The sequence below is a fragment of the Actinomadura sp. 3N407 genome (assembly GCF_052245875.1).
Classification (GTDB): Bacteria; Actinomycetota; Actinomycetes; order Streptosporangiales; family Streptosporangiaceae; genus Spirillospora.
Genome location: NZ_JBQQBP010000003.1, coordinates 188,270 through 204,130, shown reverse-complemented (window position 1 = coordinate 204,130; position 15,861 = coordinate 188,270). Strand labels below are relative to the sequence as shown.

At 72.9% G+C, this 15,861-nt stretch carries 16 protein-coding genes; 7 read left to right on the top strand and 9 right to left on the bottom strand.

Annotated features, from left to right (window positions below; genetic code table 11):
• Window positions 1–73 precede the first annotated feature (73 nt).
• A complete protein-coding gene (locus tag ACTWPP_RS08690) occupies window positions 74–436 on the top strand; it encodes a hypothetical protein (RefSeq protein ID WP_443103605.1) in 363 nt (120 codons plus the stop codon).
• A 6-nt stretch (window positions 437–442) separates the two neighbouring features.
• Here the strand turns inward: ACTWPP_RS08690 and ACTWPP_RS08685 are convergent, their stop codons facing one another.
• The 3 genes from ACTWPP_RS08685 to ACTWPP_RS08675 form a co-directional block, all read right to left on the bottom strand.
• Complete coding sequence (locus ACTWPP_RS08685) at window positions 443–1,648, bottom strand: HRDC domain-containing protein (protein ID WP_443103998.1); 1,206 nt, start codon at window positions 1,646–1,648, stop codon at window positions 443–445.
• Window positions 1,649–1,937: 289 nt separating this feature from the next.
• Window positions 1,938–2,495 carry a DUF3000 domain-containing protein gene (locus tag ACTWPP_RS08680; protein WP_443103603.1) on the bottom strand — a complete coding sequence of 186 codons (558 nt, stop codon included), beginning with the start codon at window positions 2,493–2,495 and terminating at the stop codon, window positions 1,938–1,940.
• A 130-nt stretch (window positions 2,496–2,625) separates the two neighbouring features.
• Window positions 2,626–2,748 (bottom strand): hypothetical protein, encoded by a 123-nt coding sequence (locus tag ACTWPP_RS08675; RefSeq protein ID WP_443103602.1) that lies wholly within the window; start codon window positions 2,746–2,748, stop codon window positions 2,626–2,628.
• 327 nt (window positions 2,749–3,075) lie between these two features.
• Here ACTWPP_RS08675 and hemE point away from each other — a divergent pair, with 327 nt between their 5' ends.
• Window positions 3,076–4,092, top strand: coding sequence for a uroporphyrinogen decarboxylase (hemE, locus tag ACTWPP_RS08670; RefSeq protein ID WP_443103997.1), 1,017 nt, complete (start codon window positions 3,076–3,078; stop codon window positions 4,090–4,092).
• Window positions 4,093–4,112: 20 nt separating this feature from the next.
• Here the strand turns inward: hemE and ACTWPP_RS08665 are convergent, their stop codons facing one another.
• Window positions 4,113–5,156, bottom strand: a complete 1,044-nt coding sequence (locus tag ACTWPP_RS08665; protein ID WP_443103601.1) for a DUF4349 domain-containing protein — start codon at window positions 5,154–5,156, stop codon at window positions 4,113–4,115.
• A 164-nt stretch (window positions 5,157–5,320) separates the two neighbouring features.
• Window positions 5,321–5,458 carry a hypothetical protein gene (locus ACTWPP_RS08660; protein WP_443103600.1) on the bottom strand — a complete coding sequence of 46 codons (138 nt, stop codon included), beginning with the start codon at window positions 5,456–5,458 and terminating at the stop codon, window positions 5,321–5,323.
• A gap of 139 nt (window positions 5,459–5,597) precedes the next feature.
• On the opposite strand from ACTWPP_RS08660, the gene hemG reads away from it, so the two are divergent.
• From hemG to ACTWPP_RS08645, 3 genes are all read left to right on the top strand, one after another.
• Entirely contained in the window at window positions 5,598–7,070 is a 1,473-nt protein-coding gene (gene hemG / locus ACTWPP_RS08655) for a protoporphyrinogen oxidase (protein WP_443103599.1), read from the top strand.
• Entirely contained in the window at window positions 7,027–7,725 is a 699-nt protein-coding gene (gene hemQ, locus ACTWPP_RS08650) for a hydrogen peroxide-dependent heme synthase (protein ID WP_443103598.1), read from the top strand. The genes hemG and hemQ overlap by 44 nt, the downstream gene beginning before the upstream one ends.
• An 85-nt stretch (window positions 7,726–7,810) precedes the next feature.
• On the top strand, window positions 7,811–8,392 hold the full coding sequence (locus ACTWPP_RS08645; protein WP_443103597.1) for a hypothetical protein: 582 nt from the start codon (window positions 7,811–7,813) through the stop codon (window positions 8,390–8,392).
• Here the strand turns inward: ACTWPP_RS08645 and ACTWPP_RS08640 are convergent.
• Together ACTWPP_RS08640 and msrB are read right to left on the bottom strand one after the other, a co-directional pair.
• Window positions 8,389–9,030 (bottom strand): TIGR04222 domain-containing membrane protein, encoded by a 642-nt coding sequence (locus ACTWPP_RS08640; RefSeq protein ID WP_443103596.1) that lies wholly within the window; start codon window positions 9,028–9,030, stop codon window positions 8,389–8,391. The two genes, ACTWPP_RS08645 and ACTWPP_RS08640, sit on opposite strands and share 4 nt — an antisense overlap.
• A 59-nt stretch (window positions 9,031–9,089) precedes the next feature.
• The gene (msrB, locus tag ACTWPP_RS08635; protein WP_443103595.1) at window positions 9,090–9,491 is read right to left on the bottom strand and encodes a peptide-methionine (R)-S-oxide reductase MsrB; all 402 of its coding nucleotides are present in this window, start codon (window positions 9,489–9,491) and stop codon (window positions 9,090–9,092) included.
• A gap of 65 nt (window positions 9,492–9,556) precedes the next feature.
• Between msrB and ACTWPP_RS08630 the strand changes: the two genes are divergently transcribed.
• Entirely contained in the window at window positions 9,557–10,642 is a 1,086-nt protein-coding gene (locus ACTWPP_RS08630) for a DNA polymerase domain-containing protein (protein ID WP_443103594.1), read from the top strand.
• A 65-nt stretch (window positions 10,643–10,707) separates the two neighbouring features.
• Window positions 10,708–10,941 (top strand): hypothetical protein, encoded by a 234-nt coding sequence (locus tag ACTWPP_RS08625; RefSeq protein WP_443103593.1) that lies wholly within the window; start codon window positions 10,708–10,710, stop codon window positions 10,939–10,941.
• Window positions 10,942–11,007: 66 nt separating this feature from the next.
• On the opposite strand, the gene ACTWPP_RS08620 is transcribed toward ACTWPP_RS08625, so the two are convergent.
• Together ACTWPP_RS08620 and ACTWPP_RS08615 are read right to left on the bottom strand one after the other, a co-directional pair.
• Complete coding sequence (locus ACTWPP_RS08620) at window positions 11,008–12,948, bottom strand: Xaa-Pro dipeptidyl-peptidase (protein WP_443103592.1); 1,941 nt, start codon at window positions 12,946–12,948, stop codon at window positions 11,008–11,010.
• A 204-nt stretch (window positions 12,949–13,152) separates the two neighbouring features.
• The gene (locus ACTWPP_RS08615; protein WP_443103591.1) at window positions 13,153–15,648 is read right to left on the bottom strand and encodes a HelD family protein; all 2,496 of its coding nucleotides are present in this window, start codon (window positions 15,646–15,648) and stop codon (window positions 13,153–13,155) included.
• Window positions 15,649–15,861: the final 213 nt, after the last annotated feature.

Genomic DNA, 15,861 nt, shown 5'->3' with positions numbered 1-15,861 from the left:
CCACGCTCTCACGAACCGGGGCATGATTGGGACGGCAGACAACGTCCGACCCGGGGGAGGAGCCTCAACGGTCATGCCGGTTCCACGCCCGTTGCGCGAACGCTGCCGGGAGTTCCTCGGGATCGACGGAGAGATCGGCTACATCTTCCCCGCGATGGCCTACGGCGGCGGGTCGAGCTTCATCTTCGTCATCACCGACGACCAGGTCGCGGTGATCTCCACCGGCGCGCTGAGCCGCAGCACCCCGAAGACCGTCTGGGGCAGCTACCCCCGCGGCACCCGGATCGGGCCGGTGGAGACCGGCGCCGGCGCGTCGTTCGAGTTCGGCGGCGCGGTGTTCGAGGTCGACGACGAGTACATCGCGGTCGTCAACGCGGCCGACGCCGAGATCTTCGACCGCGACAGCCTGCCCAAGGACCCGCTGCCCGATCTGTGACGCGCCTCAGAGATCTCCTTTGCATTCGAGGCGGTGGAACGCTTTGGCGATGGGCTGGGCGGTGAGCTCGATCTGCCAGCGGCGGGCGCCGAGGTCGCGGAGCGCGGCGGCGATCGCCGAAGCGGACGCCTCCGGCGGCGGCGTCCAGGCCAGCCGGCGGACGGAGTCGGGCTGTATGAGGTTCTCCGACGGCATCGAATGCTCGTCGGCGAGCGCGGCGACGACGGCGCGGGCGGCGGTGAGGCGCTTGGCGGCCTCCGGGTCGCGGTCGGCCCAGCGGTGCGCGGGCGGCGGCCCGTCGCCGGGGATGTTGGACTCGGGCAGCCCGCGGTCGGACAGGTCGCGGGCGCGGGTCACGGCGCGCAGCCACGCCGACTGGTGCCGGCGGGCGCCGCGCCCCCGCATCGTGGGGAGCGCCTGCAGCTCGGCGGGCGTCTTGGGGGCCTTCTGCGCCAGTTCGATTATGGCGGCGTCCTGCAGCACCCGGCCGGGGGACAGGTCCCGCTCACGGGCGATCTTGTCGCGGGCCTCCCACACCTCGCGGACGGTGGCGAGCGCCCGCCGGTTCCGGACGCGGTGGATGCCGGAGGTGCGGCGCCACGGGTCGGGACGCGGCGGCTTCGGCGGCGCCGCCAGGACTGCGGTGAACTCCTCCAGCGCCCACTCCAGCTTGCCCGCGGACTCCAGCTCCTCCTGCAGCGCGTCGCGCAGCTCGATCAGCAGCTCGACGTCCAGCGCGGCGTAGCGGAGCCAGTCCTCCGGGAGGGGGCGCGTCGACCAGTCGGCCGCCGAATGCCCTTTCTCCAGCTGGAAGCCGAGCACGTTCTCGACCATGGATCCGAGCCCGACGCGCGGGTAGCCGAGCAGCCGCCCGGCCAGCTCGGTGTCGAACAGCCGCCGCGGGACGAGACGGACCTCCGCCAGGCACGGCAGGTCCTGGTTGGCGGCGTGCAGCACCATCTCGGTGTCGGCGAGCGCGGCGTCCAGGACCGACAGGTCGGGGCAGGCGATCGGGTCGATCAGCGCGGTTCCGGCGCCGGCGCGGCGCAGCTGGACCAGGTAGGCGCGCTGCCCGTACCGGTAGCCGGAGGCGCGCTCGGCGTCGACCGCGACGGGGCCGCTGCCCGCGGCGAACGCCGCGATGACACGTTCCAGTTCGGCGGGTTCGGTGACCACGGACGGGACGCCATCGCGCGGTTCCAGCAACGGCACGGGCGGGGGACCGGCGCCGGCCTCCGCGTCCGCGGGGCCGGGCTCCGCCGCGGCCGGTGCTGGAACGGCCCCGGGCAGCCCTTCGGCGGCCGTCTTCTCCGTACCGGTATCCCCCTGGGGGCCGGTGGCGCGCGTTTCGGACACTCCTGCTGAACCCTTTTCATCCTCGAGTCGACGGACCGGCCGGGGCCTCGGGGACACGGGCCGGCGAGAAAGGTGCGCTTCTTCCGTGTTCTCCCCCGCCGCCTCGGTTTCGGACGCTCTGCTCACGTCCCCTACCGTACGTCGCTCAGCCGTCCGGACCGTTCGGCAGCGCCGCGACACCTGACGGCGGCAGGCCCGCCGTGGTGCACATCACCTCGCACCACGCCTTCACGTGCCCGGCGAGATCCTCACCGGTCGGCGACCAGGAGGCGCGCAGCTCAAGTTCGGTCGTGGACGGCTCGTCGCGTTTGTCGCCGAAGCTCTCCGACACCGCACGGGTGATCGTCCCCGACACGCCCGCGTAGCCGGCGGGTTCCAGCGCCTCGAGCAGCCAGTCCCACGCGACGGAGCCGATCAGCTCGTCGGCGGCGATGTCGGGCTCCAGGTCGGCGCGTATGTAGGCGACGACGCGGAAGCCGTTCGTCCAGCCGCTGCGGCCGTCCGGGTCGTACAGGACGATGAGGCGGCCCGTGGCGACCTCGGTGTCGTCGTCGCGGTAGACGCTGCCGGACATCGCCGCCGCGTACGGGGCCAGGCTCTGCGGCGCGGGCATGTCCTCGAGGTCGAGTTCCGGCCGGACGCCGGGACCGTCGAGGATGTCGCGCAGCGTGTCGAGGGCCCGCTGGAAGGCAGGTGGGTTCATGGGTGGACCGGCCTGGGTGCGGGGGAGTGACTCGGGTCGGGGACGCCGGTGCGGGGCGCCGCCGCGGGCGGCGAGAGGATGCGGAGGGGAAGCAGGCACAGCACAGGTTTCGTTTCGGGGGCCGGGGCGGTCAGGCCACGGCCCGCACGTCGGCGCCGCGGCCGGCGGCCGGGCCGCGCGCCGCGTCGGTGGCGGTCGTGATGGCCGGAGCGGCGGCCAGGGCGGGTGGCGGTGAACCGATGAGGATGGCCATGCCGCACTCGACGCACGCTCGCTCCGGGCACTCCTCGCCATGACCGTCCGGACATGGCGGCTGCTCGAACACACGTTCATCACCGCAGGTGGAGCAGTACAAGGGGGACCTCCCTCGGCTATGACACGCATCACGTTCGCACGCGCCGGTGACAGAATGCGGGACTTCGCTCGGCGTGTCCGGAAGTTCGTGCCGCCGGCGGCCGTGCCCCCGTGCTTTGTCACCGGCGTTTCGTGGGACCATCACAGCGTGACCGCTGATGCCGACCGTCCTGACGACGTCTCTTCGAGTTCGCCTGACAACGGCGGCCTCGCTTCAAGCCCGTTCCTGCTGGCCTGCCGCCGCCGGCCGGTGCCGCACACGCCCGTGTGGTTCATGCGGCAGGCCGGACGCTCGCTGCCGGAGTACCTGCGGCTGCGCGAGGGCGTCCCGATGCTGGAGTCCTGCGCCCGCCCCGAGATGATCGTGGAGATCACGATGCAGCCGGTGCGCCGGTACTCGGTGGATGCGGCGATCTTCTTCAGCGACATCATGGTGCCGCTCAAGGCCATCGGCGTGGACCTCGACATCAAGCCGGGCGTCGGGCCCGTGATCGCCGACCCGATCCGGGACGCGGCGGGCGTGGCGGCGCTGCGCCCCCTCGAACCCGGCGACGTCCCGTACGTGACCGAGGCCGTCGAGGGCCTGGTCGGCGAGCTGGGGCCGACGCCGCTGATCGGGTTCGCGGGCGGCCCGTTCACGCTCGCGTCGTATCTGATCGAGGGCGGCCCGTCCAAGAACCACGAGCGCACCAAGGCCATGATGTACGGCGAGCCCGAGCTGTGGGACGACCTCATGAGCCGCCTCGCCGACCTCACGATCGCGTTCCTGAAGGTGCAGGTCGCGGCGGGGGCGAGCGCCGTGCAGGTCTTCGACTCGTGGGTCGGCGCGGTCTCCGCGCACGACTACCGCGAGTCGGTGCTGCCCCACGCGCGCCGCATCTTCGACGAGGTAGAGCCGCTCGGCGTGCCGCGCATCCACTTCGGTGTCGGGACGGGCGAGCTGCTCGGCCCGATGGGCGAGGCCGGCGCGGACGTCGTCGGCGTCGACTGGCGGGTGCCGCTGGACGAGGCCGTCAGCCGCGTCGAGCCCGGCAAGGCGCTGCAGGGCAACCTCGACCCGGCGATCCTGTTCGCTCCGTGGGAGACGGTGGAGCGCCGGGCCCGCGACGTGCTGGCCCGGGGCCGTACCGCCGAGGGGCACATCTTCAACCTGGGCCACGGCGTCCTGCCGTCCACGGACCCGGACGTGCTGGCTCGCCTCGCGGACCTCGTCCACGAGGCGAGCACCGAAGACACGCTCTGACCGCGCCTGCGCCGGACCCCCTACTCGGGCGGGGGCGGCGCCTGGCGTTCCCGCGCGGGCTCCGTGCCCGCGCCGACGGCGGCCTTCTCCGGCTCCGCCCGCGGCCCGGTGCCGCCGCCCGCCGGGGTGCCGCCGCCCGCCGGGGCGGGTCCGCTCCGGAAGCGGTCGCGCAGGCGATGCCGGAACGCCAGCACCGGGAGGCCCAGCACCGCGGCGGTGACGAGGAACGGCAGGAGCCAGCCGAACACGGTGGCGACGCCTCCGACGAACGCCGTGAAGGCGCTCCAGCCGCTCTGCAGCCCGCCGAGGAAGCCGCCGGGCCCGTCGTCGTCCTCAGCGGCCGGCGCGGACTTGCCCACCAGCGTCACGGTCACGGTCGCGAACCGGGTGCGGTGCTGGAGCGACTTCTGGCGTGCCTGCAGCGCCTCCAGGTCGGACTCCCGCTCCGCGATCTCCTCTTCGAGGTTGATGATCTCGCCGACGGAGTTCGCCTTCTCGTACAGCTTGCGGAACGAGGCGAGGGTGGCCTCCGCGGAGCGCACCCGCGCGTCCACGTCGGCGACCTCGCCGGTGACGTCCTCGGCCTCCTGCCGCAGCGACAGCTTGGTCCCGAGCTGCGTGCCGAGCCGGTTCAGGAGGTCGGTGTACCGGTCGGAGGGGATCTTCAGCGCGATCTCCGAGCGGGGCGGCTCGGTGGAGCTGGACTCCCGCTCGACGTAGCCTCCCGCCTCGGTGACCATCTGCTTGGCCTTGGTCGCGGAGGCGTCGACGTCGTCGGCCCTGACGCGGAGCGTCGCCGAGTGGACGACCTCGCGTGCGGCGGCGAGCGGCGCCGAGGGCTTCTTCCGCGTCCCGGCGTCCTGGCCGGTCCCGGACTCTTCGTCCCTCTCGGCGGCGGCCGGTCCCTCCGGGCGCCGGGTGTCGCTCGTGCCGGTCACCGCGCCCCTGCCGCCCGCGGACGATTCCGCGCTATCGGACCCGCCGTCGCTTCCTCCGCAGGCGGCCAGCATCCCGGCGAGCAGGAGGACGATGAACGCGCATGTCGCATTCCTGACGCTCTTCACTATCCGCATGGAGCTTGGACGGGGTGATGCGGATCACCGGTTCCTCGGGGTCCGTCGCGATCCGGGCACGAACAGGGCACACGCGGATCACGGACCGGCCCCTGCTCGGGCCGCGTTCACGGGCGGTTCTCCGGCGGTTCGCGGGTGGTCGGCGGGGCCGGGCGTCAGCCGCCGGAGAGGGCGACGGACCCGCCGATGTTGACGGAGCCGAGCGTCCGCGGGGCGCCGGCGCCGGGGACGACGGCCGGCGCGGTCGCGTAGATGTCGCTCCTGTTCGGGACGGGTGTGGTCGGCCGTGCCATGAGCGGGCTCCTCCAGGAGATCATGTATGCCAGTATTCACTGGCGTAGTCGCTGGATCTTGTCATCCCGGCCACGAAACCGGTGGCGGCGCGGCCGCCCCGGTGCGCGATCCGGCGGCGCGTCTGGGAGGCTGGGGGACATGAACAGGTCCCATGCCGTCGTCGTCGGGGCCGGGATCGCGGGCCTCGCCGCCGCGCGCCTGCTCGCCCGCGGCGGCGTGCGGGTGACCGTGCTGGAGGGCTCCCCCCACATCGGCGGCAAGCTCCGGGTCAGCGAGATCGCCGGGATCCCGGTGGACGAGGGCGCCGAGTCGATGCTCGCCCGCCGCCCCGAGGGCCTCGACCTCGTCGGCGACCTCGGCCGCCTCGACGATCTCGTCAACCCCGGCACCACGTCCTCGGCGATCTTCAGCCGCGGCGCGCTGCGCGCGATCCCGTCCGGGCAGGTCATGGGCGTCCCGTCCGACCTGCGGGCGCTGGCCGCCTCCCAGGTGCTGTCCGCGGCCGGGCTGGCGCGCGTCCCGCTCGACCTCGTCCTGCCCGAGACGCCGCGCGGCACCGACGTGTCCGTCGCCGACTACATCGGCGCCCGCGTCGGCCGGGAGGTCGTCGACCGCCTCGTCGAACCGCTGCTCGGCGGCGTCTACGCGGGGCTCGTCGAACGGCTCTCGTTCGACTCGACGCTGCCCGCCGTCGCCGCCTCCGCGCGCTCCCACCGCTCGCTGCTCCACGCCGTCCAGGGCATCCGGGACGCCGCGCCCAAGGACCCCGGCCCCGTGTTCGCCACCCTGCCGGACGGCCTCGGCGCGCTCCCGCACCTCGTCGCCGACGACGTCACCGCGGCCGGAGGGACGATCCGGACCGTCGCCACGGTCCGCGAGCTGCGCCGCCGCCCGGACGGATGGCGGCTGACCATCGGCCCCGCCCGCGACCCCGAGTCCCTCGACGCCGACGCCGTCCTGATCGCGGTGCCCGCGGCCCCCGCGTCCCGGCTGCTCAAGGACGACGTCCCGGCCGCCGCCCGGGAACTGGAGGGCATCGAGTACGCCAGCATGGCGATCATCACCCTCGCGTACCGGGCCACCGCGTTCTCGCGGCTCCCGAAGGGCAGCGGCTACCTCGTCCCCGCCGTGGAGAGCGCGCCGGAGAACGGCGGGCGGGGGGTCAAGGCCGTCACGTTCAGCTCGGTAAAATGGCCTCATCTGCGCGACCGTGACCCCGGCGTCATCGCGGTGCGCTGCTCCGTCGGGCGGTTCGGCGAGGAGCACGCGCTCCAGCGGACCGACGCGGAGCTGACCGCCGCCGCGATGGCCGAGCTCGCCGCGACCTGCGGCGTCGCCGAGCTGCCCGCCGAGACGCGGGTGACCCGGTGGGGCGGCGGCCTCCCGCAGTACAACGTTGGCCACGCCGACCGCGTGGCCAGGGTCCGGTCCGCGGTCGCCGGAGAGCCGGGGCTCGCCGTCGCGGGCGCGGCCTACGACGGCCTGGGCATCCCCGCGTGCATCGCCTCCGCGCGCGCGGCGGCCACCCGGGTACTGGACCATCTGCGCAGCCGAGAAGGAGCAGACCATGACGCAGCCGGCGGGCAAGCCGAAGGCACGCGAACTCAATAACGTCATCCGCTACACCATGTGGTCGGTCTTCCGGGTGGCCAAGCCGGGCACGCTCGGCGAGCAGGACGCGGCCGAGGTCCAGGCCCTCCTCGACCAGGCGGACCAGAAGGACGTGACCACCCGCGGCGTCTACGACGTCGCCGGGCTGCGCGCCGACGCCGACTACATGTTCTGGTGGCACGCGCCCACGTCCGACGACCTGCAGGAGGTCTACACCCGGTTCCGCCGTACGGCGCTGGGCCGCGCCAGCGAGCCGGTGTGGTCGCAGATGGCGCTGCACCGCCCGGCGGAGTTCAACAAGAGCCACGTCCCGGCGTTCCTCGCCGACGAGGAGCCGCGCGCCTACGTGTGCGTCTACCCGTTCGTGCGCTCCTACGAGTGGTACCTGCTGCCGGACGAGGAGCGCCGTGCGATGCTCGCCGAGCACGGCAAGATGGCGCGCGACTATCCCGACGTCCGGGCCAACACCGTCTCGGCGTTCGCGCTCGGCGACTACGAGTGGATGCTGGCGTTCGAGGCCGACGAACTGCACCGCATCGTCGACCTGATGCGTCACCTGCGCGGCGCGAAGGCGCGGCTGCACACCCGCGAAGAGGTCCCGTTCTACACCGGCCGCCGCAAGCCGGTCGCCGAACTCGTCGCCAACCTCGTCTAGGGCCCCGTCCCCGGACGGCGTCACGCCTGTCCGGGGCATGGCCAACCCGCCTTGGACGCGGCGGAACCTGAGTAAGGTGCCGTCCGTGACCAAGTCTCCCGCCCGGCACTCCCGTGGACGGCACGCGCGGCCGCCGTCCCGGCTCGAGATCCGCTGGAACCGCCTGATCGCGTCGCTGCGGGAGTCGCGGCGCCGCCGGCTGGCCGCGGCCGGGACGGCGCTCGCGGTGGCGGGGGCGCTCGCGGTCGCCGCCGCGCTGACGCTGGCCGGCGGCTCGAAGGCCGACCCTCGCGCCGCCGTGGCCGCCCGCACCGCCGCCGCCTCCCCGGCACCGCAGGAGACGGTCGTGGCCGCCGGCGACCCGGACGAGATCCCCGGCGCGGTGCCCTACCTCGAGACCAGGGACCCGGACGACGAGGCCGTCGAGCACGTCACGGACGTCCGCCGCAGCGGCCGGTTCGTCCGCGTCTACACCGACCTGGGCGAGGGGGACGAGAACTCCGGACCCGCCCTCGACCTGTGCAAGTGGACGACGCAGTTCCTGCGCGACGGCGGCGACGACGAGCCCCGCGTCTTCGTCCACGGCACGAGCGACGGCAACGGCAGCATCGTCCTCGCCAACAAGCAGAGCGACAAGGACGACTGCGAGGTCGGCGAGACCCGCTAGTAGCCCCCGCCGCCCCCGTCGGCGCCGCCTTCGCCGTCGGCCGCGCTCTCCGCGCCGCGGAACCGGCCGCCCGTGCCGTCGGACCGGCGGCCGCCCACCGGGCCGTGCGGGAGTTTCATCGGCTTCGGGTCGCCGGTCTCCAGGATCTCCCGCATCCGGGTGTCCTCGACACCGGCCGGGCCGAGCGCGGCGAGGCGCTCGGGCCCGGAGGCGCCGGGCTTGTCGGCGAGGCCGCGGCGCACCGCCCGGCCCCGGCGGGTCGGGCGGAGCCGCCCGCCGCGCAGCAGTCCGGCCGCGCGCAGCCCGTCCCCGACGGCGCGCGTCCGCGGCGCCTCGGCGGCCGCGGCGATCACCTGGCCCAGCGGCCGCCCCACGTCGGGGATCTCCGCCAGGACGGCGCCCTGCACCGCGTCGTCGGACTCACGCCGGACGACCTCGACCCGGCGCGTCCCCCGGGAGATCCTGATGCGGCGCCCCTCGTACAGGGCCAGCAGCGCCGTCTGCGCGACCCGCTCCGGCCCGCCGCGCAGCAGGGCGATCTCGTAGAGACCGAACTCGTGGAGACCGGGCTCGCCAGCCCGGGGCTCGTCGGGGCGGCGCTCGCCGGGGCGGAGCTCGTCGGGACCGGACTCGCTCATGGAGACCCCCAGGCGGTATGGCGTCGTCCATGAGACGTCCGAGCGCCGGTACCGGTTGCCTACTCGGCGGGTTCGAGGGTGAGCGAGACCGAGTTGATGCAGTAGCGGTCGTCGGTGGGGGTGTCGTAGCCCTCGCCGTGGAACACGTGACCCAGGTGCGAGTCGCACGCCGCGCACCGCACCTCGGTGCGGGTCATGCCGAGCGAACGGTCCTCGATCAGCGTGACCGCGTCCGAGTCGGACGGCTCGTAGAACGACGGCCAGCCGCAGTGGCTCTCGAACTTGGTCGCCGAACGGAACAGTTCCGTCCCGCAGGCACGGCACCGGTACACGCCGACGGTCTTGGTGTCGGTGTACTCGCCGGTGAACGGCTTCTCGGTGCCCGCCTCCCGCAGCACGTGGAACTCCTCCGGGCTGAGCCGGGCCCGCCACTCATCCTCGCTTTTGCGGATCTTCTCCATGCCTTCGAAGGTACCCGGCGGGGGCGTTCCCGGGGACTGTCGTGCCCGTGGGTTAACGTGCAGTTATGGCCTCGCCCTTCATCGAGATCCCGGTTGGGGATCGGCTCGTCAAGGTGACCAACCCAGACAAGGTCTACTTCCCCGAGCACGGCTACACCAAGCGGCAGCTGGTGGAGTACTACCTGGCCGTGGGCGAGGGCATCGTCCGCGCCACCCGGAACCGCCCGACGACGCTGGAGCGCTGGCCCGCCGGCGTGTTCGAGGGCGCCCGGATGGCCACCCGGGAGGACTACGCGCGCGGCCAGATGGGGGCGGGCGCCGGCAAGTCCGACGCGTTCTACCAGAAGCGCATCCCGAAGGGCGCTCCCGACTGGGTGCAGACCGCCCGGATCGAGTTCCCCAGCGGCCGCTCCGCCGACGAGGTCTGCCCCACCGAGGTCGCCGTGATCGCCTGGGCCGCGAATCTCGGCACGCTGACGTTCCACCCGTGGCCCGTCCGCAAGGGCGACGTCGATCACCCGGACGAGCTGCGCATCGACTTCGACCCGCAGCCCGGCACCGACTTCTCCGACGCCGTCCGCGTCGCGCTCGGCCCGGCCCGTGACCTGCTGTCCGAGCTGGGCTACACCGGCTACGTCAAGACGTCCGGCAAGGGCGGCGTGCACGTCTACGTCCGCATCGAGCCGCGCTGGACGTTCACCGAGGTCCGCCGCGCCGCCCTCGCGTTCGGCCGCGAGGTGGAGCGCCGCGCCCCCGCCGAGGTGACCACCAAGTGGTGGAAGGAGGAACGCGGCGAGCAGATCTTCATCGACTACAACCAGAACGCCCGCGACCGGACGATCGCGTCGGCCTACAGCGTCCGCCCGGCCCCGCACGCCCCCGTCTCGGCCCCCCTGACGTGGGACGAGCTGCCCGACGCCGACCCCCGCGACTTCACCATCGCCACGATGCCCGCCCGCTTCGCCGAACTCGGCGACCCGCACGCGTCCATCGACGACGAGTCGTTCCCCCTGGACACCCTCCTCGACATGGCCGACCGCGACGAGCGGGACCACGGCCTCGGCGACATGCCCTATCCGCCGAACTATCCGAAGATGCCGGGCGAGCCCAAACGCGTCCAGCCCAGCAAGGACACCGACAACCAGACCTGACGGGAATAGCCGCACGGCGCCCGGGCTTACGAGGACACACGCTGATCGACCTGTAAGGCGGCATCATGTCCTCGCTGAACGTCAGGTACGGCGGCATCGCCCGCGCCCTGCCCGCGTGGGAGCACGCCGACCTGCCGCGCCCCGGCGGCGGGACCCTCCGGGTCACCGGGGTCCCCGCCCAGCACGGCCCGGACGGCACCGAGCACCTCACGGGCCCGGTCACCGGCTTCGTCCTGACCGGCGGGGGCCTGACCGACCGGCTCCGCCTCCTCGCACCCGGCGAGGAGATCGAGCTGTGAGGTGCCCGCAGGGGACGGGCCCGTGGGCCGCCGCCCCGACGGGGGCCGGGGCGGCGGCGTCACGGGTCAGTGGAACTCGCGTTCCTGGACGGGGAGAGTGACGTCGGACGGGCCGCGCCACGCGGTCTCCGGCTGCGGCGGGGCGACCATGGCGGCCGGCTCCTCCGCACCGATCACCACGGGGACGCTGATGGAACTGCCGCGCAGGTCCACCGTCACCTTGGCGCCCGTGGGCGTCTCGGTGTTGTAGTCGGCGTCCGTCCCGGCCAGGACCAGCGCCAGGCGGTGGCCCTTCTTCAGCAGGTACTCCTGGCTGAGCGTCTCCCACCGGACGTCGTAGTACCGGCCCGGCTTCAGCGGCTTGGGATTGCTCAGCGACCGGTGGTTCTGGGCGTCGAGCCAGCCGCGGGCGACCACGTTCACCGGTGAGGTGACCGTCGTGACCTCGGTCTGCTTGTAGCAGGCGTCGTCGGTGGGCGTGCTCTCACCGTGGCAGTCCTCGGTGTCGAGGGTGCGGATGCCGGAGCCCGGGCCGAGGTAGTCCACGCGGGTGTCCTCGCCGTAGTCGACGAGCAGCGCGGTGACGTTGGACGTCGGCTTGTCCAGCTTGATCCTCAGCCGCGCCTCGGGCGTCCCGGACAGCCGTCCGGTCCTCGGCAGCGGGCCCGAGACGAACGCGGCCCGGAACGGCTGCTCCGCCGTCGGGTCGCCGACCATCGCGCTCTCGGGGTAGCCCTCGCCGCGGGGGCCGGGAGCGTCGGTGAACGCGGCCGTCGACCCCTTCGGGGCGCGCTTCAGCCCGAGGGTGCCGTCCTCGCCGGGCCGCAGGGTGATGTCGTGCGCGTCGCGGGACGGCCAGTCCCGCTGGGTGATCCACTGCTCGGGGCCGGTCTCGATGTCGGCGCGCGGCTCGTCCATCACACCGTTGCGGATCTTGTGCAGCTCGTGGTCGAACCACTTGTGCAGCGTCGCCACCCAGTGGTCGCGCCGGAAGTCGAACGGGTCGACGTGGCCGCGCTGCGTCAGCCACACCTTGCGCTGCACGCCGCGCCGCGCCAGGGCGTCCCACCACAGCGCGAAGTGGTTGTCCTTGACGTTGAGGTCGTTGACGCCGTGGACCGCGAAGACGCTCGCGCGGACGCGGGACGCGCGGGCGATCGTCCCTTGCCGGTAGTCGGCGGTCTTCCAGTAGGCGTTGTAGTTGCCGGTCGCGTCGTCCTCGCCCTCGTCGAGGTCGGCGTTGACGGCGGCGCACTTCTCGGGCGGGTCGGTGTCGACGTAGCCGGCGAGCCACGGCTGCTCGTCCGTCCAGTACCGCACGCCGTTCATGCGGCTGTAGTCGTACCAGCTGCTGATCGCCGCGATCGGGACGATCGTCTCCAGCCCCTTCACGCCGGTCGCGGCGACGCCGTTGGCGAGGGTGCCGTCGTAGGACTTGCCGATCATGGCGGTGCGGCCGGTGCTCCAGGCCGCCTCCACCGGGGTGCCGTCCGCCCGGTACGCGTTCGCGCGGCCGTTCAGCCAGTCCACCACGGCCTTGCCGCCGAGGACGTCGGTCGGGCCGCCGCTGACGGGACAGCCGTCGGAGCGGGTCGTCCCCACCATGTCGACGGCGAGGTACGCGTACCCGCGCGGGACGAAGTAGTTGTCGTAGAACAACGGGAACTTCACCGGGTTCCCGTCGGCGTCGTAGGTCTTGCGCTCGCTTTCGTTACCGCGGCCCGCGTTGTCGTAGTACGGGCTCTCATCCATGATCACCGGCACCTTGAGGCCGTGCTCGGTCTCCTTCGGCCGGATGATGTCCACGTTGACCCGGTCGAGCTCGCCGTCGCGGTCGCTGTCCACGCTGGACTCGACGTACACGTGCTCGCGGATCGCGTCCTCATAGGAGAAGACCGGCTGGGTCACGCCGCCCTTCACCACGATCTTGGGGGACGTCTGGGCCAGCGCCGCCGCGCCGCCGCCCGCCGCGGTCACCGCCGCGCCGGTCAGCACGGCCACCGTCATCGTCCGCCGGGTTCGTCTCAGGGATCGCCTGGCCAAAACCCGCACCTCCCGGGAAAAGGAAAATGATCTCTACGGGGGCACACGTTCCTCGCCCCCGGAGCCCGGGTAAAGAGCGGCGCACGACTAACTCGGACCGGATTTGGTCACGTCCTGCCGTTGCCTTTCCGGCCGGCGCGAGGATGCCCCCGCACCGGCCGGATCAACTCACCCCTCCACGCGGTCGGCAACCGCAGGCCCGCCCTGCGCGGGGTCGTCGCCGCCGCGCACGCCCCGATCCTCGCCGGCCTGCTCCAGGGCCGACAGGAACGGTGGGAGGTCGTTGTTGTGGGTGAGGGTCAGGCGGCGGGTGGCTCGGGTCATGGCGACGTAGAGGTCCTGGCCGCCCTTCGGGGACTCGGTCAGCATGCCGGACGGGTCGACGACGATGACGGAGTCGAACTCCAGGCCCTTGGCCTGTTCGGCGGTCAGGACGACGGTGGGGGAGTCGAGGGCCTTCGGAGTCGCGCCGACGGCGGCGTCCGGGACCGCCTCCAGGACGGCGGCGCGGCGGGCGGCGGAGGTGATGACGGCGAGGCGGCCCTCCTTGAAGGCGCCGCCGATGTCGTCGGGGGTTCCGCCGGTGACGAGTGACAGCTCGGATTCGATGAGGGACGGGAGTTCGGTCACCGGCATCGCGATCGCGGTGGGTGGGGGGCCGTCGTCGCGGACGGGTTCGGGCGGGGTCTGGCCGGGGGCGACGGCGGCGAGGACGTCGGCGGCGACCCTCATGATGGCGGCGGGGGTGCGGTAGTTGACCAGGAGGCGCTGCTCGCGCCAGCGGCCGGGGACGTAGCGGTCGAGCATCTGGCCCCAGGACGCGGCGCCGGCGGCGTTGCCGGTCTGCGCGGTGTCGCCGACGACGGTGAGGGAACGGGTCGGGACGCGCCGCATCACGGTGCGCCAGGCCATCTCGGACAGTTCCTGCGCCTCGTCCACGATCACGTGCCCGTACGCCCATTCGCGGTCGGCGATGGCGCGCTGCGCGGTGGTGAGCGACGGGCCGTCGTCGTGGTGGCGTTCGGCCAGCTCGGCGGCGGAGAGCAGGTCGGCGGCGGAGAGCATCTCGGGGTTCGCAGGGCCGGCGGCTTCGATGACCTCGCGGGCGTACAGCTCCTCCTGGGCGCGGGCGGCTTCGGCGGCGCGCCGGCGCGCTTTCTCGGCGGAGTCGTCCTTGCCCAGGAGTTCGGCTGCCTCGTCAAGGAGGGGGACGTCCGAGATCGTCCATGGGGCGTTGGGGGGACGGTGGAGGAGCGTGCAATCGAGGTCGGCTCGTGCGCCCGCTCGGGCGAGGGCGTCGGGGTCGGCGTAGAGGTCGGTGAGGAGTCGCTCGGGTGTCAGCTCGGGCCAGAGGCCGTTGAGTGCGGACCGGACGGCGGGATCCTGCCAGAGGGCTTCCTTGGCCAGGCGGAGGTCTGTTTCGTCGAGGAGGGGCTCGTCTTCGGCCTCGTCGATGAGTTCCTGGAGCCAGTCGGGGAGGCCGCCGTTCTCGGCGAGCTGCTCCAAGGGCTCGTCCATGATGCGGTCGTACTGCTCGGCCCTGTTGATGGCGAGGGCCTCCAGGAGGTCGTGGACGAAGCGGCGCCGCTGGACGTTGTGGGGGAGGTGCAGGCCGCGGGCACGGTCGCGTATCTGCTCGCACTTTTCGGCGTCCACGACCAGGGTGAGGCCGTCGGTTTCGATGTGGAGGCCGTCTGCGGGGATGCGTTGCCGGTCGTGGACGGCCGCCTGCATCAGGTCCGCCATTCGCAGGTCTCCCTTGATGACGGCGACCGCCGGGGTCTCGGTCGCCGTCGCCTTGAGGCCGGGGTAGAGCTCACCGACGGTGGCAAGGGCGACATCGGTTTCGCCGAGGCCGGGGAGGACCTGCTCGATGTAGCGGAGGAACGTGGCGTTGGGCCCGACGACGAGCACGCCGCGCCGTTCGAGGATGTCTCGGTGCGTGTAGAGGAGGTACGCGGCCCGGTGCAGGGCGGCGACCGTCTTGCCGGTGCCCGGGCCGCCCTGGACGACGAGGACGCCCTGCAGGTCCGAACGGATGACCTGGTCCTGTTCCTCCTGGATGGTGGCGACGACGTCGCTCATGCGGCCCGTCCGGCCGCGGCGGAGGGTGGAGAGGAGGGCGGCCTCGCCGACGATGCCGCCGCGTTCGGACTCGTCCAATCCCTCCAGGTCGAACACCTCGTCGTCCAGCCGGACGACCTCGCGGCGGCGCAGGTGCAGGTGGCGGCGTCGAGCGAGGGTGCCGGGGGCGCCGGGGGTGGCGGTGTAGAACGGGCGTGCGGCGGCGGCGCGCCAGTCGATCAGCATCGGCTCGTGGTCCTCGTCGCGGAGGCCGATGCGGCCGATGTAGAACGTGTCGCCGGGGCCGTCGGCGTCCGCGCGGTGGTCGATGCGGCCGAAGCACAGCCCGTGCTCGACGCCGCCGAGACCGGCGAGGCGGCGGGCCGCCTCGTCGGTGGCGACGGCGCTCTCCAGCCGGGCCTGGAAAGCGCTGCCGCCGCCCGCGGCGGGTCCGTCGCGCAGCGCGGCCTCGGCCCTCGCCCGCTCGATGTCGAGCCGCGCGTACACGCGGGACACGTACTCCTGTTCGGCGAGCATCGCGGACGTTCGCGCCTTTTCATCGCGTTCCGGGTTGACAGCGTCGGCTTGACGGAGTCCCATGCCTCGGCTACACTCCTTTTCAGGATGGAATTTTTATGCGCAACTCGTAAGTCGCTACCTTACCATCCGTTCTTCCCGCTGCACATGATCTTCTAGCCCGCTCCCCAAAAGATCATCGTTGTTGTGGCGGATGTCATCCGCGTGGTGCCTCCAGGTCACCGGCCGTGGTGAGGCTTTCCGGCAGTCGTTACCGGAACCTCCGAAAGGTCGCTT

What these genes read in the sequence shown, in the direction of transcription:
- ACTWPP_RS08680 (WP_443103603.1), bottom strand. Translation starts at nt 2,495, where the DNA reads ATGAACCCACCTGCCTTCCAGCGGGCCCTCGACACGCTGCGCGACATC.
- ACTWPP_RS08630 (WP_443103594.1), top strand. Translation starts at nt 9,557, where the DNA reads ATGGCCTCGCCCTTCATCGAGATCCCGGTTGGGGATCGGCTCGTCAAG.
- ACTWPP_RS08640 (WP_443103596.1), bottom strand. Translation starts at nt 9,030, where the DNA reads ATGAGCGAGTCCGGTCCCGACGAGCTCCGCCCCGGCGAGCGCCGCCCC.
- msrB (WP_443103595.1), bottom strand. Translation starts at nt 9,491, where the DNA reads ATGGAGAAGATCCGCAAAAGCGAGGATGAGTGGCGGGCCCGGCTCAGC.
- ACTWPP_RS08690 (WP_443103605.1), top strand. Translation starts at nt 74, where the DNA reads ATGCCGGTTCCACGCCCGTTGCGCGAACGCTGCCGGGAGTTCCTCGGG.
- ACTWPP_RS08615 (WP_443103591.1), bottom strand. Translation starts at nt 15,648, where the DNA reads ATGGGACTCCGTCAAGCCGACGCTGTCAACCCGGAACGCGATGAAAAG.
- ACTWPP_RS08625 (WP_443103593.1), top strand. Translation starts at nt 10,708, where the DNA reads ATGTCCTCGCTGAACGTCAGGTACGGCGGCATCGCCCGCGCCCTGCCC.
- ACTWPP_RS08675 (WP_443103602.1), bottom strand. Translation starts at nt 2,748, where the DNA reads ATGGCCATCCTCATCGGTTCACCGCCACCCGCCCTGGCCGCCGCTCCG.
- ACTWPP_RS08620 (WP_443103592.1), bottom strand. Translation starts at nt 12,948, where the DNA reads ATGACGGTGGCCGTGCTGACCGGCGCGGCGGTGACCGCGGCGGGCGGC.
- hemG (WP_443103599.1), top strand. Translation starts at nt 5,598, where the DNA reads ATGAACAGGTCCCATGCCGTCGTCGTCGGGGCCGGGATCGCGGGCCTC.
- hemQ (WP_443103598.1), top strand. Translation starts at nt 7,027, where the DNA reads ATGACGCAGCCGGCGGGCAAGCCGAAGGCACGCGAACTCAATAACGTC.
- ACTWPP_RS08660 (WP_443103600.1), bottom strand. Translation starts at nt 5,458, where the DNA reads ATGGCACGGCCGACCACACCCGTCCCGAACAGGAGCGACATCTACGCG.